A 14,647-nucleotide genomic window follows, 5' to 3' on the forward strand; every position below is an offset into this window, starting at 1 on the left:
ACCTTGAAGTTATAGTTTTGAAGTTTGAATATAATTGTTTATTGGTATAAAGTCATCTTGCTCGCAAGGTGGCTTTTTTCATGTGAAATATTATCAATAAAGTAGTGAAGGGAATACTATGCTAAACGCAGAACAAAAGAAGTATTTGTCACAACTATCAAAAAAGACCTTGATTGATTTTGTCTCTGAGGTGTATGGTATAGATAAAATGCTCGATAAAAAAATTGAGCGTCTGCTATTACAATCAGATAAACCTAAACTTATAAAAAAGTTAACCACTACACTAAAAGGACTTAGAAGACGAAGGAAGTTTGTAGATTACTGGGAATCTAGTGAATTTGCTACTGAGCTTCAGCACTTAGCCAGCGATATAATGAGCCTTTATCCTGAGCAACCAAAAGAGTGCTTGACGTTACTTGAGTTATTTATAGAGTCTACTAATGCTAGCCTAGAACGTGCTGATGATTCCAACGGTTATATCGGTGATATTTATAGGAGTTTGACGTCATTTTGGCTAGCAGTGGCTAGCACTTGCTATGAGCAAGAAAAGCGAGACATACCTGTTGATGAGCGCGATATACTCAGTCAAGCTTGGATAAAGAAAGTAAAAGTGCTGGCTGACGATAATGATTATGGTACCAAAGATAGTTTATTAGAAAATATTGATCAACTGTTATCTGAGACTGAGATACGTGGATTGATCGGTGATTATCAACAAGAGCGTGAGAATATCCAAACAAAAAAAGCAATTAAAGATACGCTCAATGAAAGGCAAAACAGCCCTTTAAGTGATGATGCTTTTTCAATTAACTATGAAAAAATGGTAATTGAGATCGCCATAAAAAACCTAACAAGGGCGCTAGGTGATGTGGGTTTTTTTGAAACCATATTCTTTGAGATGCAAGAGACTAGACCGGTTCATCCTCGAAGATTAGAAGAGTTGCTAACATTTCTGCTAAATCAAAGAGCTTTTGATAAGGCATTACACTACTTAAATGAAGAGTGGCAAAGCGATGGTCTGTTAGATAAGATCAGACGTTTGGATTGGCTGAGTCACATATATCACATGCAAAAAGATACCGACGCGCTCATGGAGGTGCTAGGCGAGGCGTTTGAGCTACAATCAACCCCTTCGCGGTTAAAAGCTATCATGGCTGTGGCCAGTCCTGCTCAGCAATCTAAGTGGCGAAAAAGAGCTTATGAGCTGGCAGAACAACAAGAAAATGTATTTATGGCCACATCGCTACTGCTAGAAATAGGAGAGATTGAGCTTGCTAATGAGGTTGCAGTTGCCCGTCATTCCCAGTTTGCTGATGTGCATTACACAGATCTCACAAGCATGTTAAAAGATTTGCCAACTAAGACAGATTTACTTCAAGTTATTATTTACCGCACTTTACTTAACGATATTCTAGACAGCTCTCGCAGCAAAGCTTATGGTCACGCCGCTCGCTACTTCGATCGTCTAACCAAACTTGATACGGTTATTAGTAAATCGTCTAAGCCTTACAGTGAACTTGCGACCCATAAAGAATATGTCATTACCCTTAAAGACAAGCATGGTAAAAAGCGTAGTTTTTGGGAAAAGGTAAACGATTAGATTGATATAGTGTTTCACGTGAAACTTATGGCAATAAGCAGAAATAAGCGAAGAATAAAATGATTGAAGTTGTATTACTTGCTATTGCTCTTGCGATGGATGCGTTTGCTGTTGCGATTGGGTTAGGAGCTAAATCACAAAAACAACATCATCGTTATGTGTTGCATTTGGCAATTTATGCGGGCTTGTATTTTGGCATTGCGCAGGGCGTGATGCCGTTGATTGGTTATTTATTGGGCGCCGCTTTATTAGGCTGGTTGGCTGCGGCTGCACCTTGGATTGGTGGCTTTATCCTTATCGGTCTTGGCGGAAAAATGCTTTATGAAGTGTTTTTTGGAGATGGAGAAGAGGTTGTAGATAAAGCCCTGCATATAAATAGTGAGACAGTTTCTGTAAATGACAACCTAAAGAAAAATATCAATCATCGCACCATGTTTACCCTTGCTATTGCCACCAGTATTGATGCGATGGCAGCTGGTTTTACGCTTAATTTGTTGGCGCTTAATGCGTGGCTAGCCTGTTTGATTATCGCTATTATCACGGCTATTTTTAGCGTTTTTGGTGTTTATTTGGGTAAGAAATCAGGGACGTATCTTGAAGATAAGGCGGAAGCGCTTGGTGGGCTAGTACTTATACTCATTGGCTTAAAAGTAATGTTTTTTAGCTAGTTTATTAATCTTAAGCTCTTACTCTATAAAAAAACCGCCTTAATGATTAAAGCGGTTTTTCTTGTTTCACGTGAAACTTTGAATAAATATTTTTTAGATAGTCATTTTTTATTAATTACGCTTCGTCAATATTAAAGCGCCACGCTAGAACACGGGTGTTCTTTTGCCCTTGGCTCATCTCGATGATGCGCATTTGGGCAACATCAAGCTGTTTTAATAACAGTTGTAATGGTTTCACGTTCTCTGACTTTGACACCAAGCTGGTAAACCAGCCAACGTGCTCGGCAAAATCTTGACTTTCTTTTATCATTTTGGTCAAAAAGGCAATTTCGCCGCCCTCACTCCACAACTCTTTATGCTGACCACCAAAGTTGAGATTTTGCGCAGCATTTCCAGCCTTGGTTGAATGGCGGCTGATTTGCTCGTTTTCATTCTTACCACGATGGCGTTGCAGATTATGCTGCTTGCGGGTATTGGCTTGCATCGCTTCTTCTAATGACGCATGAAACGGTGGGTTGCAAACGACCACATCGAAGTAATCTTGACGACCGATGATGTTTTTAAAAATAAACTTAGGCTCAGGCTGTAGTTTTACTTTAACGGCACTTTTTAGCTTTGGGTTGGCTTCGCAAATCAGCGCGGCGGTATTGACTGAAATAGGGTCAATGTCGCTCGCGGTAAAGCGCCAACCATAGCTTTGGCTACCGATAATCGGATAAATCGCACTGGCCCCGGTACCAATATCAAGGGCGTGAATTTCTTTACCCGTCGGCGGTGTGTTGTCGTCATTAACGTGCGTGGTTTGCGCCAGTAAATCAGCAATATAATGGATGTAATCGGCGCGACCCGGTATCGGTGGGCAGAGATAGCCTTCTGGAATATCCCAAAATTTCACGCCATAATAATGCGCGAGTAACGCCTGATTGAGGACGCGTACCGCCTCACTATCAGAGAAGTTAATCGTCGGCTCACCTTTCGGGTTAGTGATGGTGTGCTTAGCCAATTCAGGCAGGGCACGGGTCAATAGCGCAAAGTCATAGCGCCCTTGGTGCGGATTGTGCGGGTGTAGCTTGCCGAGCTTTTTGGCGGTCTCAGGTGAGCGATTGCGATGAGTGTTAGCATTTACTCTACGGGCGTTTGATGTATTGGTGCTGGGCTTACTGGTCATAGTTTCGGACTGCGATGTTTGAATATAATCACCCAGTTTAGCAGATTTCACGCCCGTCTATCTGTTTATCCATGGCTACTGATTTGCCTATAGCAAATAAGAATCGCAATCTGCCTGAGTGCGTATATCTGTCCTTGCGTTATCGCATGGGGGTGTCTATATTGAAACTAAGCCAAATGAGCATAAAGCGGCTATTTTATAAGCGCAGCAGATGACAAAAATGCATTTAAAAGGATAAAAATATGACAACGGAAAGTAATAAACCCAGTACCGATAACCGCATCACCTATGAAACTGACGGCTATATCTGCCTAATCGGGCTCAATCGTGCCGATAAACGCAACGCCTTTGATAGCCATATGATTAAGCAATTATCCGAAGCACTGACGCGTTATGAAAACGACGAGAACTTACGCTGTGCGCTCATATTTGCCCATGGTGAGCACTTTACCGCCGGACTTGATCTAATGGAGTTGCAAGATAAGTGGGATAAAGGCGCGTTTGAGTTTAATGATAATGAGATTGACCCATGGGGAATCGGTGGCAAATTACGCAGCAAACCTGTGGTCGTCGCGGTACAAGGAACCTGCTTTACCGCGGGGATTGAGCTAATGCTTAACAGTGACGTGGTTATCGCAAGCGATAATTGCAACTTTGCCCAAATGGAAGTGCAGCGCGGTATCATGCCGTTTGGCGGGGCGACGGTACGCTTTGTCGCGGCGGCAGGCTGGCAAAAAGCCATGCCATATCTATTAACCGGTAAAAACTTTGACGCGCAAACCGCCGATAGACTAAACCTAGTCAGTGAAGTCGTACCCAATGGTGAGGAGTACGAGCGCGCGCTAACGATTGCCAAAGAGATTTGCACCGCTGCGCCACTTGGGGTAAAAGGGCTGCTATCCTCGGCGCAAGATGCCAGCCGTAATGGCGCAAATTCAGCGCTGGCTAATATTCATGGTTATCTACCGCATTTATTTCATTCAGAAGATGCCCGCGAGGGTGCGATGGCGATGGTTGAGCGCCGCGAGCCTGTGTTTAAGGGTAGGTAGAGACTCGTAATGCTACCGAACGCATGATGTAAAGCTTTCTTTAACCGTATGACCAAGGACAATACCAGTGCAATATAACTTCGACGAAATCATCGATAGACGCGGTACGGGATCACTTAAGTGGCACTATAGTGACGATACCATTCCGCTATGGGTCGCCGATATGGACTTTAAAGCAGCCCAGCCTATCTTAGATAGTGTGCAGCGTGTTATTGATCACGGCATCTTGGGCTATACCAAACCGACCAGAGCTTTGTATGAGGCGATTATTAACTGGCATGGCAGTCGTTATGATTTGCAGTTGGCGAGGGATAATATCCTATTTTCGCCAGGGGTGGTGCCAAGTCTTGCGCTGATGATGCAGATATTCACCGAGGTAGGCGACGCGGTACTGGTCAATGATCCCATTTATACACCGTTTATGACTAAGGTGCAGCAAAATAAGCGCACGCTTGTGATGTCTGCGTTAAAAGAAGTCGATGGCAAGTATCAGCTCGATCTAACCGATATCGAAGCCAAAATAGTGGAGCATAAGGTTAAGCTATATCTATTATGCAATCCGCACAATCCGGGCGGGCGCGTCTGGACTGCTGATGAGCTTAAAGCACTACTGGCGCTGTGTAAAAAGCACAATGTCGCCATCGTCAGTGATGAGATTCATCAAGATTTAACCTTGACTGGTCATACGTTTACGCCTTTCTTAAAGTTAGCAGAAGCAGCAGGTTACGAGCACAAAGTGGTCAGCCTGACCTCCATGACCAAAACCTTTAACGTGGCGGGTATCAAAGGCTCGATGATCTTTGCTAAAGATGAAACGCTGATCAAAAAAATCAGTCAGCAGCAGCATTTAAACGATGAATACGAGCTGAATTTATTTGCTTATACGGTGATGCAAAGCGCTTATGAGGAGGGCGGCGAGTGGCTGGAACAAGTACTGGCTTATATTGAGAACAATATCGAGATTACGTTAGACTTTTTAGCAGGGCATCTACCTGATATTAAGGTCATGCGTCCTGAGGCGTCGTATTTGATCTGGCTTGATTGTTCGGCTTACGGTGATGATGATCAGGCGCTTTATGATAAGCTGCGAGAGGCGAAAGTTGAGCTTAATGCAGGGATTAAATATGGCAATGAAGGGCACCTTAAAATGCGCCTGAATGTTGCTTGTCCTAAATCGCTATTGATAGAGGGATTAAATCGTATTCATAGCGCTTTACATAGCACTCCTTAAACAATAAGGACGGTTAACCAGTTACGAAAGTCAAAATGCCTTATTTATATTAAAACTAGGCTGACGCAGACGTTTCATATTATCTGGCAGGATACCCAGTAATATCTTGTATGCTTTGATATAACGGTTTTAAGCGCTCATACATTTTAAGATAAACCTCATTATAGAGGCGTTTGTAGAGTTGGATGTTGGCCTCAATAGGGATGAACTCATCGCCCAAATGAGTCATTGCCTCACTTGCAACCGCATGATTAGGATAGACGCCGAGTCCGACTGCGCAGTTGATGGCAGCACCTAAGCCTGACGCTTCGTAAGTGTGCGGTCGATAAGCGGGCATACCAAAGATATCGGCAGTAAGCTGCATCGCTGAGTCACTTTGAGAGCCGCCGCCTGAGACACGCAGGTGCTTGATAGTTTTGCCTGTGCGCTTTTCAATGGTATCAAAGCCAAGCTTAAGCTCATAAGCCAGTCCTTCCAAGATAGCGCGGTAAACGTGCGCCCGCGTATGCACATCACCAAAACCAATGAGCGCACCTTTGCCCTCAAGTCCCGGATGACGGACGCCAGGTGACCAATACGGCTGCATCATCAGCCCCATACAACCGGCTGGAATATCTTTAACTGCTTGATCGAGGAGCTTTTCGGTATCGATGCCTTGCGTCTTTGCTAGCTGCTCTTCATAGTGGGCAAATTGTTCTTTAAACCAGCTGACCATCCAAAAGCCGCGATAAATCATGTACTCATGATTGTAGTAGTTTGGCGCGGCTGCGGTGTAGGCGGGCATGTGTTTAAGGATTTCGACGTAATTGCTCGACGTGGTATTGATAGTCGCAGTAGTACCAAAGCTTAAACAGGCAGTGTCAGCAGCGAGACCTGCCGACCCCAACGCTTCGCACGCTTTATCGCTAGCGGCAGCAATCATCGGCGTGCCTTCTAAAATCCCTGTGGCTTTAGCCGCTTTGGCGCTGATACGGCCAAGTGGCTGACCTGGCGCGACAATCTTAGGCATTTGCTCAGGTCGACAGCTAAATAAACGCCATTTAAGATCTTTGGGTTTTAGCCATGTTTGCGCTTTATAGTCATAAGGCAGATAACCTAGGGCATGACCAGTGGAATCGGCTAATTCGCCTGTCAGCTGATAGGTAAGATACGCAGATAGATTGACGTAATGGGCGGTCTTTGCCCACATCTCTGGCTCATGGTATGCAAGCCAATTACAGCGGGCTTTTTGCTGTGCCTCTTGTACCAGTTCGCCCATGCCAATAATTTTGGTTAGTGGGCTTAAAAAACCAATATCGTTGGTTTCGCCGCGGCGCAAATCCATCCATACAATAGCGGGGCGCAGTGGCTGCTTATCTTTATCGAGGCAAATCATGGTATAGCGCTGGGTGGCGAGACTGACGCCTACGATTTGCTCAGGTTTAATATCGCAGCTTTGCCACAATTGCTGACAAGCCTTGCTTAGCTTTTGCCAATAATAGTTGGCATGCTGCTCAGCAAAATTAGGCTCAGTAGAAAAATAAGGCTCGATAGGAACGCGCGCTTTAGCAATCTCAGTGCCAAACTGATCAAAGATAAGTGCTCTGACACTTTGGGTGCCATTATCGATGGCTAAGAAATAAATAGGTGCATCAAAGGTAGTGGCCATAGTCGTCCTTAACTATGTAAAAATAGATAGGTAGCGCAAAATAAAAACACACTATGATTATCGCTTGCTACTGGTGTAAATTTTCCGCAGCCTCTGTCTGCGTAGGCACAGCGAGCAAGAAAAAGTTATACCAGTAGCAATGGCTATTAATATAATAGAAAAGCGCTAAGCCGCAGGCAAATGATAATAGCGTTGCCATAAATTTTGATAGCGCTGGGCTTCTTGCTGCCATTTTTGCTCATTCCAGCCGAGCTCTTGCTGACATATCTGCTTCAGTCTAGCGCTAATTAACGGCGTCATTGCCCCATTCGGTAGGATTAAACCCAAGCGCGTACGCCGCAGTAATAAATCATCTAAATGCATGACTTGCTCATGGCGCGCGGCAAAACGGATCTCTGCCCAAATGGTATTGCTGTTGGTGACATAAGCCAAATCATCTTCATGCGCAAGCTCAAGTAAAGTATCAAGCTGGCGACCGTAAAACCCTTGTAAGCGTTGTTGTAGAGCTTTTGGTAAAGTAAAAAATTTAGGATTGGTTGGCGCGGTATTGCTAAAAACGTGATCATCATTTAAGGTTTGCTTTTGAATGACAGACTTATCAAGGGTGAGCACTTCTTGACACTTTTCAAGGACATCTAAAGCAATAAGGCGAAAGGTTGTTAGCTTGCCGCCGCTAACGGTGACGAGGTTATTGTCGAGCCACACGCTGTGGTCGCGCTTTTCTTTACTGGGGCTTACGCGCTTACCATCACCGCCTTCTGATATCAGCGGACGCACGCCTGCCCACGTACTGATGACATCTTTTCGGTTAAGCTTGGCATCATTAAACAGCTCGTTAGTCGCCGTTAATAGATAATCGACCTCTTCATTCGTGATGCCGACCTCGCTATCGTCCAAAGGTGGATGATCCAAATCAGTGGTGCCAAGTACCGTACGATTTTCCCACGGAAAGACAAATACCGCTCTTTTATCGACAGGATGCAAAAAGGTATAGGCTTGCTCGATCGGCAAACGCTCTTTGCTCACGACCAAATGACTGCCGCGTGACGGACGGATTTGCTTATGAAAACTATGCTCAGTCTGCTTACTGGCTTGCATCCTTAAGGTATCCGCCCAGGCGCCTGTGGCACTGACCACCACTTTTGCGTAAACATCGTAACTTTCAACATTGCTTTGAACATTGTTTTGAGCACTGTCCTCAGAAGAAGTGTCTTTGAGCGTTGCACCAACCACCGAGCCTTGTTCATTGGTAATCAACGTTTCGGCCTTTAGGTAATTAATCGCCTGCGCGCCGTCGTGAATCGCCTCAGCAAGGACGCGCATCACCAGCCGCGAGTCATCGGTCACCGCATCGCTAAATTGACTGGCACCCAAAAATTTGTCTTGTTTGATATTTGGGTTCAGGCTAAGAAAGGCATCTTTTTTAAAGTACTTAGAGTAGCGCTTGCCCGCCAGTCCATCGTAAACGCGTAATAAAATTTTAAATATCCATGGCGGCGGAAACTTGCCTTTATAATGCGGCATGATGTAGTGCATTTCATTCACAAGGCCGCTTGCTTCACTGAGCATACGCTCACGCTCGCGCACGCTCAGCAAGGTGGTTTTATAATCACCCGAGGCAATGTAGCGCAATCCGCCATGTACCATCTTGCTTGAACGGCTGGAGGTGCCCCAAGCAAAGTCTTTTTGTTCGATTAACAATACTGCTAAGCCGCGCCGTGCCGCTTCGCGCGCAATCCCAGCGCCAGTAATGCCGCCACCGATGATAAGCATGTCCCAAGGTTTTACTTGAGACGAGCCACAAGATAAAGGCGCTAATGCTTGTTGGCGTTGCTTGGTTTGAGTCATATCTCACTCTTCTTAATTGGTTTATTACTTCTCAAGCAATACACCTGGGTTCATACGCTGTTCAGGGTCTAAGCTTTTGAGCATATCATGGGTTACTTGCATGCCAAGCCTACCTTTTTCAGCGGCAAGGTACGGCGCATGATCACGGCCAACGCCGTGTTGATGCGAGATGGTCGCTTTACCATTAGCTAAACTAGTACTCGCGGCCTGTTTAATTTTTTGCCAGCGCTGTAAGGTAGTCGCATGGTCTTTTGCCGCGCGGAAAAAGTAGGTGGTATAAAGGCTCGCACCTTGCTTATAGACGTGTGAGATATGGGTAAAGGCCATGACCTCCTCGCTTTCCTCTGTTAAAGAGGTTCTCACCGCTTCTTGCATCTGCTGCATCTGCTCGTCGATATTATTCCAATTAGTAGCAGTTTCAAAGGTATCGACCATGATGCCTTTGTCCCATAAAGTGCCACGCAAATAAGGGAATTTAAAGCGCCCATGCGCCCAAACACTGCCCATGATATCAGTGATTTTACCCGTGACACTACCGTGCTGCTTTAACAGCTTATTAAACTGTGTCAGCGCCAATTTATTCTGCGCTTTATCGCCTGATACGCCGTAAGTGAGCATAACCTTATCTGAGCTTAGTCCACGGGCTTTTAGATAGGTGCTAATGGCTAAAAATTGGCTCGGTGACGTGCCTAAATGCAGATGCGCATCAGTTTCGACGGCATTACTGAGACGTAACATAGATAAACGAACATTTTTTTGCACCGCTTGTCTAAGGACTTCTTTACCTGCTTCCCAATTAGGCAGGAAAGCCACTTTAAACAGTTCTTCCTCAGGCTGCGGTTGTACACGCATTTTGACTGTCGTAAAAATACCAGCACGACCCTCAGTGCCCATCATTATCTCACGCAAATCAGGTCCTGCTGATGACGCTGGAATATCGGCGATATTGAGCACACCTTGCGGAGTGACTAATGTACCACCGGCAAATAGCTGCTCGATGCGTCCGTAGCCCAATGACTGCTGACCGCTAGAGCGCGCGGCAATCCAACCACCAAGCGTTGATAGCTCCCAAGACTGCGGATAATGTCCTAGGCGGTAACCGTGCGCGTCCAATTGCGCTTCGACAGTTGGTCCTTGTGTACCCGCGCCAAAGGTTGCAATTTGGCTCTCAAAATCTAAGTCAAGCAGCTGATCCATCTTGCTCATGGCGATGGTAAGGACTGGACGTGAACCCTTTTGTGGGTTGATATGACCGACCACGGAGGTGCCGCCACCAAAAGGAATGACAATTAAGTCATGCTCATTTGCGAGCGTTAATAAAGTCTCGACATCAGCGGTCGATTCAGGAAAAGCGACTCCATCAGGAAATACTTCAAAGTCGCCGCCATGCATCGCTATCCAATCAGGGAAGCTTTGACCGCGCGCATGTCTGAGCCGCACTTCTTTATCAGTTGAGACGATATCAAGGTCGGTGAGCGCAGCAGGCAGGCGTGATTTTGGTACGGTTTTGAGTACCTGTTGTAAGCTCACAGAGGACAGTTTTTTGGTTTTACCGATATGTGATTTTATTAATTTTGCACCATGCGGCGAGACAGTTTTATTGATACTGACATTGCCCCAACCGTTCCAGCGCGTCTGCTCAATAGGCGTATTGGCAGTCGAATTAGTAGCCGTATTATTTTTTTGGATAGGTTCTAAATTATTATCAGTGTTTTTGGTAGCAGGAAAGTTGGTGGTTTTACGAATAAGAGATTTGATTTTGCTCATAGGGACATACCTGTCGATTCGTTATCACAGTTTTATACTAAAGAATTCGGTTAAAGCTGATTCAGTTTTTCTACTCAGCATAGATGAATGATTAGGCTCAGGGTTATCGTAAAAATCATACGATATTAAGCGCTGATGCCAATCACCAATCCTAAAGCAAACATATTTATCGTTTGAGCATAGCACAATATAAACAAATATTTCATATATACTCGGCTTTTGTATAATAAAAATTTATGACTTTTATTTAGTAGCGGCATTATTGGGGTTCGCGCTGGCGTATTATTCTTATCAAGGCGTAATATCTCGCAAAAATCGTCAATAATTCACCATCTAATAGCCATTAATAGGCGCAAACTTGTTAAAATAGGGCACTAATTTTTTCTTGATGGACATCGATTTATGACCACTGCCGCTGCTATCCCTACTATCAAAGAAGATCGTATTCTTATTCTTGATTTTGGCTCGCAATATAGCCAACTGATTGCTCGCCGTGTACGCGACTCTGGCGTTTTTTGTGAGATGTTCCCTTATGATATCGACACCCAGCGCATCACGGACTTTGGCGCCAAAGGTGTCATCCTATCGGGCGGCCCTGAGAGCGTGCATGCGGAAAATAGCCCGCGTATCAATGACGCCGTGTTTGAGCTTGGTGTGCCAGTATTGGGCATTTGCTACGGCATGCAGGCGATGGCGGATCGTTTCGGTGGTAAAGTTCATGCCAGTGATATCCATGAATTTGGTGCCGCGACGATTGAAGTTAATGGTCAGTCGCAGCTCACTGATGGTATTGAAGATAGCGTGACGGACAGCAACACCGCCAAGCTAGATGTGTGGATGAGTCATGGCGATAAGGTCATTGAAGCGCCACAAGGTTTCGATATTATCGCCAGTACGCCAAGCTGTCCGATTGCGATTATGGCCGATGATGCCAAACAGTACTATGGTCTACAGTTCCATCCTGAAGTGACGCATACCCTACAAGGTCAAGCGTTATTGGGTCGTTTTGTCCATCAGATTTGCGACTGCGCCGGCGATTGGACGCCTGACAATATTATCGATATGCGCGTGGCGCAGCTCAAAGAGCAAATCGGTGACAAACAAGTATTGCTCGGTTTATCCGGCGGTGTCGATAGCTCAGTGGTTGCCGCGCTATTGCATAAAGCCATTGGCGATCAGCTGACCTGTGTGTTCGTTGATAATGGTCTCTTGCGTTTGCACGAAGGCGATCAGGTGATGCAAGTGTTCGCTGAAAACATGGGTGTCAAAGTCATCCGTGTCGATGCCGAAGATTTATTCTTAAACGCCTTAGCAGGCGAGTCTGATCCCGAAGCCAAACGTAAAATCATCGGCAAAACCTTTATCGATGTGTTCGCCAATAGCGCCCGTGAAATCAGCGCGCAAAGCGATGGCAAAGTCATTGAGTTTTTGGCACAAGGGACGATTTACCCTGATGTCATCGAATCAGCAAAATCGCACCAAGGCAAAGCGCACGTTATTAAGAGCCATCATAACGTTGGCGGTCTGCCAGATGATTTAGCGTTTGAGTTGGTCGAGCCATTACGCGATTTGTTTAAAGATGAAGTGCGTAAACTTGGTATCACCCTTGGCCTACCAGAGAAAATGATCTATCGTCATCCATTCCCAGGTCCAGGCTTAGGCGTGCGTATTCTTGGCGAAGTCAAAAAAGAATACGCGGATATCTTGCGTTTGGCAGATGCCATCTTTATGCAAGAGCTTGAGCGTTCAGGCTGGTATGACAAGACGGCGCAAGCATTTGCGGTATTCCAACCAATCAAATCTGTCGGTGTGGTCGGTGATGGTCGCCGCTATGCGTGGGTGATCGCGCTACGTGCCGTTGAGACCGTAGACTTTATGACGGCTCGCTTTGCGCATCTGCCGTATGATTTGATTGAAACGGTATCGAACCGCATCATGAATGAAATCGCGGAAGTATCTCGCGTGACTTATGATGTGTCGAGTAAGCCGCCGGCGACGATTGAGTGGGAATAATTATTCATATGCTATGATTGTAATATCAACGCAAAGGAGTGATGGACTATGAAACTGGTTCATGTGGGACAAAACGAGTGGATGTTTGAAGATGACGTTAGCGATAAGTTGGCTGACAATAGATCAAATGCGCTTGGCGCTGGTAGAGCGCTTAATCTTAAAATAAAAGCCTTTGTAGATGCCGAGGTAAAAAGAGGTCGTGATATCAACGATATTATGAATGAAGTCATGACCAAATTTCAGCATGAAATTGTGCAAGACTTTGATGAGCAGCCGCCAACCTCATTCCAAGTGATACAGATGACGCTGGAGAAAGAAGGTTATGAAGTGGCTCGTGATATTGCTCAGTTTTTAGTATTAGAGAATATGAATGACCCTGATGCTTACTTTAACTTAGCATTTTTGTGTGAGCAGCATGATGACAGCTTTTTAGCACTATTGAGTAGCCGCGAATGTATGCGCCTATACTTAGAGTATTTCCCCAAAAACTTTAATTGGCAAAAAAGTAAGCTGCCATGGGGCATCATGGAGAACCGTCCCTTTTTGCGAGCGCTGTTTCAGCTGGCAAATGTCTATGCTGACAATATGAGCTTTGATGAAGCCTGCGAGCAAGGAGAAAGGCTGCTACAAGTTTGCCCTAATGATAACCTAGGTATGCGTGAAGCGCTGATAGAATGGTACATGTTTACCGAAGAGTATCAGAAAATAATTCGAATTTGCGGCAACTATCCAGAGGATATGCTTGCAAATATCGCTTTCGGTAAGGTGCTGGCTTACTGTTATCAAGATAAATTAGATAAGGCTGAAAAAGAGTGGGATATCGCAAAAGATAACTTGCCTGAAGTGGCGCATGAAATTCTTAAAAAGCGTCATCCTAGACCACGCGGTATGGGTATCAATAGTTATGGTATCGAAATTGGTGGTAAAGAGCAGGCTTATCTCTACTGGCAAGATATGGGCGATTGGTGGGAAGAAAATACTACCGCTCAAACCCTGATTGAGAAAAAACGTGCTGAGAAAAAGAAGAAAAAATAATTTGATTTAGCGGCACTTCTCTTTAGTTAAAACACTCAACTTGGTTGGGTGTTTTTTGTTTTAAACATAAAAGTTTTACTCGATAAGTTTTGCTTCGATAGCAGCAACTTTGTTTATTAACTTATTATTAAATTCTAAATGGCCTAAAGAGTAGTGAGCTTTTCGATGACAGGTAGGACATAACGCAATAACGTTTTGAGGTAAGTCCGCACCACCATCTGCCAATCTAGTTAGATGATGAACTTCCAGATAAGGTCCAGATTTAGTTTCAAATGGCGCTGTCCCATTACATCCCTCGCATAAACCATTAGCTCTTTTTTTAGCATACAGCTTAATTGCTGTACTACGGTTTTGAATAGACTGAATTTTTTCTTGAGTGCTTGCGTGGATTGGTGTTGAACTTAAGGCAATTTCTCGTAATTGCTGTAATGACTTACCTTTACTAGGCTTAGTGATATAAACGGCTTTAGGCTACGCATGATGATTTCCTTTATTATACCAAACCCAAAATATATAGTATCATCCACTTATGACTATACCAATACATAACCTAGAAGACCATGACTTTGGCAAACACTCAAAGACTGAGCGCAATCCCAGAGCCCGACTACGCCTGCTCA

At 44.8% G+C, this 14,647-nt stretch carries 11 protein-coding genes; 6 read left to right on the plus strand and 5 right to left on the minus strand.

What is annotated here, in order from left to right; all coding sequences use genetic code 11:
• The first annotated feature begins 118 nt into the window (after window positions 1-118).
• Both H9653_RS04835 and H9653_RS04840 read left to right on the plus strand, forming a co-directional pair.
• The gene (locus tag H9653_RS04835) at window positions 119-1,600 is read left to right on the plus strand and encodes a DUF6880 family protein (protein ID WP_068405054.1); all 1,482 of its coding nucleotides are present in this window, start codon (window positions 119-121) and stop codon (window positions 1,598-1,600) included.
• A 59-nt stretch (window positions 1,601-1,659) separates the two neighbouring features.
• Window positions 1,660-2,268, plus strand: a complete 609-nt coding sequence (locus H9653_RS04840) for a manganese efflux pump MntP (protein ID WP_191690862.1) — start codon at window positions 1,660-1,662, stop codon at window positions 2,266-2,268.
• Between the two features lie 115 nt (window positions 2,269-2,383).
• On the opposite strand, the gene rlmF is transcribed toward H9653_RS04840, so the two are convergent.
• Window positions 2,384-3,436 carry a 23S rRNA (adenine(1618)-N(6))-methyltransferase RlmF gene (rlmF, locus tag H9653_RS04845; RefSeq protein WP_068405776.1) on the minus strand — a complete coding sequence of 351 codons (1,053 nt, stop codon included), beginning with the start codon at window positions 3,434-3,436 and terminating at the stop codon, window positions 2,384-2,386.
• A gap of 242 nt (window positions 3,437-3,678) precedes the next feature.
• On the opposite strand from rlmF, the gene H9653_RS04850 reads away from it, so the two are divergent.
• Together H9653_RS04850 and H9653_RS04855 are read left to right on the plus strand one after the other, a co-directional pair.
• Complete coding sequence (locus H9653_RS04850) at window positions 3,679-4,485, plus strand: crotonase/enoyl-CoA hydratase family protein (RefSeq protein WP_191690864.1); 807 nt, start codon at window positions 3,679-3,681, stop codon at window positions 4,483-4,485.
• Between the two features lie 67 nt (window positions 4,486-4,552).
• On the plus strand, window positions 4,553-5,716 hold the full coding sequence (locus H9653_RS04855; protein WP_191690866.1) for a MalY/PatB family protein: 1,164 nt from the start codon (window positions 4,553-4,555) through the stop codon (window positions 5,714-5,716).
• 79 nt (window positions 5,717-5,795) lie between these two features.
• Here H9653_RS04855 and H9653_RS04860 read toward each other — a convergent pair whose 3' ends face one another.
• The 3 genes from H9653_RS04860 to H9653_RS04870 all read right to left on the minus strand — a co-directional run bounded on the left by H9653_RS04860 (window position 5,796) and on the right by H9653_RS04870 (window position 10,979).
• Entirely contained in the window at window positions 5,796-7,364 is a 1,569-nt protein-coding gene (locus H9653_RS04860; RefSeq protein ID WP_191690868.1) for an FGGY-family carbohydrate kinase, read from the minus strand.
• A gap of 165 nt (window positions 7,365-7,529) precedes the next feature.
• The gene (locus tag H9653_RS04865) at window positions 7,530-9,212 is read right to left on the minus strand and encodes a glycerol-3-phosphate dehydrogenase/oxidase (protein WP_191690870.1); all 1,683 of its coding nucleotides are present in this window, start codon (window positions 9,210-9,212) and stop codon (window positions 7,530-7,532) included.
• 24 nt (window positions 9,213-9,236) lie between these two features.
• Window positions 9,237-10,979, minus strand: coding sequence for an FAD-binding oxidoreductase (locus tag H9653_RS04870; RefSeq protein WP_191690872.1), 1,743 nt, complete (start codon window positions 10,977-10,979; stop codon window positions 9,237-9,239).
• Between the two features lie 402 nt (window positions 10,980-11,381).
• Between H9653_RS04870 and guaA the strand changes: the two genes are divergently transcribed.
• Window positions 11,382-12,992 (plus strand): glutamine-hydrolyzing GMP synthase, encoded by a 1,611-nt coding sequence (gene guaA, locus H9653_RS04875; RefSeq protein WP_191690874.1) that lies wholly within the window; start codon window positions 11,382-11,384, stop codon window positions 12,990-12,992.
• 48 nt (window positions 12,993-13,040) lie between these two features.
• Window positions 13,041-14,027 (plus strand): tetratricopeptide repeat protein, encoded by a 987-nt coding sequence (locus H9653_RS04880; protein WP_068405737.1) that lies wholly within the window; start codon window positions 13,041-13,043, stop codon window positions 14,025-14,027.
• Between the two features lie 75 nt (window positions 14,028-14,102).
• Here H9653_RS04880 and H9653_RS12610 read toward each other — a convergent pair whose 3' ends face one another.
• Entirely contained in the window at window positions 14,103-14,483 is a 381-nt protein-coding gene (locus H9653_RS12610) for an HNH endonuclease (protein ID WP_318242149.1), read from the minus strand.
• Window positions 14,484-14,647: the final 164 nt, after the last annotated feature.

It is taken from the genome of Psychrobacter communis, assembly GCF_014836505.1.
Lineage (GTDB): Bacteria > Pseudomonadota > Gammaproteobacteria > Pseudomonadales > Moraxellaceae > Psychrobacter > Psychrobacter faecalis.

Bases quoted from the DNA above. Each gene is read 5' to 3' on its own strand.
- H9653_RS04835 (WP_068405054.1), top strand. From the start codon at position 119: ATGCTAAACGCAGAACAAAAGAAGTATTTGTCACAACTATCAAAAAAG.
- H9653_RS04840 (WP_191690862.1), top strand. From the start codon at position 1,660: ATGATTGAAGTTGTATTACTTGCTATTGCTCTTGCGATGGATGCGTTT.
- rlmF (WP_068405776.1), bottom strand. From the start codon at position 3,436: ATGACCAGTAAGCCCAGCACCAATACATCAAACGCCCGTAGAGTAAAT.
- H9653_RS04850 (WP_191690864.1), top strand. From the start codon at position 3,679: ATGACAACGGAAAGTAATAAACCCAGTACCGATAACCGCATCACCTAT.
- H9653_RS04860 (WP_191690868.1), bottom strand. From the start codon at position 7,364: ATGGCCACTACCTTTGATGCACCTATTTATTTCTTAGCCATCGATAAT.
- H9653_RS04865 (WP_191690870.1), bottom strand. From the start codon at position 9,212: ATGACTCAAACCAAGCAACGCCAACAAGCATTAGCGCCTTTATCTTGT.
- H9653_RS04870 (WP_191690872.1), bottom strand. From the start codon at position 10,979: ATGAGCAAAATCAAATCTCTTATTCGTAAAACCACCAACTTTCCTGCT.
- guaA (WP_191690874.1), top strand. From the start codon at position 11,382: ATGACCACTGCCGCTGCTATCCCTACTATCAAAGAAGATCGTATTCTT.
- H9653_RS04880 (WP_068405737.1), top strand. From the start codon at position 13,041: ATGAAACTGGTTCATGTGGGACAAAACGAGTGGATGTTTGAAGATGAC.